At 60.7% G+C, this 1,103-nt stretch carries 1 protein-coding gene; it reads right to left on the bottom strand.

Features of this window, described 5'->3' with window-relative positions:
- The coding region (gene hemA, locus ACR0NN_RS25260; RefSeq protein ID WP_170728045.1) for a 5-aminolevulinate synthase at positions 1 to 1,103 on the bottom strand (1,103 nt) is incomplete at both ends.

The following is a 1,103-nucleotide window of genomic DNA, read 5'->3' as shown; positions in this document are numbered from 1 at the left end:
CCATGCACCGGAGAGGGGGTAAATCGCAGGCGTTCGGTGCCGCGGGGAACGGTTGGGAAATTGATCGGCTGCACGTAGATGCCATAGTCATCCAGCAGCATATCGCTCAACTTCTTGGTGTGAACCGGGTTGCCAACGATCACCGGCACGATGTGGCTGCCGTGATCGATCAGAGGCATTCCCAGCCCCTTCAGGCGAAGCTTGAGAATGCTTGCCTGGGTCTGGTGCTGTTCACGCAGCTCGGGCGCATGTTTGAGGTACGCCACCGAGGCCGCCGCCCCTGCCGCAACCGCTGGGGGCAGCGATGTGGTAAAGATGAAGCCCGGCGCATAAGACCGGATCGCGTCGCACATCTTGGCGCTGGCCGCGATATAGCCGCCCATGACCCCGTAGGCCTTGGCAAGCGTTCCGTTGATGATGTCGATGCGATGCGCCAGACGATCCCGCTCGGTCACGCCACCGCCGCGGGGGCCGTACATGCCAACCGCGTGCACCTCGTCGATATAGGTCAGCGCGCCAAATTCATCCGCCAGGTTGCAGATCTGTTCAATGGGTCCGAAATCGCCATCCATCGAATAGACCGATTCAAAGGCGATCAGCTTGGGGGCCTTGGGGTCATCCGCCTCTAGCAGCTCGCGCAGATGCGCCACGTCATTGTGGCGGAAAATCCGCTTGGCCCCGCCATTCCGGCGCACGCCTTCGATCATGGACGCGTGATTCAACGCATCGGAATAGATGATCAGGCCGGGAAACAGCTTGGGCAGAGTCGAAAGCGTCGCGTCATTGGCAATGTAGGCGCTGGTGAACAACAGCGCCTCTTCCTTGCCATGCAGATCGGCCAGCTCAGCCTCGAGCCGCTTGTGATAGACCGTGGTTCCCGAGATGTTGCGCGTCCCTCCCGAGCCTGCTCCGGCGGCATCCACCGCCTCATGCATTGCATTCAGAACAACCGGGTGCTGCCCCATGCCCAGATAGTCATTGCCGCACCAGACGGTGATATTCTGTTGCGATCCGTCCGGACAGGTCCGCACCGCATGCGGGAAATGACCGTTGCGACGTTCAATGTCGATAAAGGTCCGGTAACGGCCTTCGTCATGCAGCCT

The sequence above is a fragment of the Ruegeria sp. BA2 genome (assembly GCF_056539605.1).
This window is presented reverse-complemented; position numbering and strand designations above follow the sequence as displayed.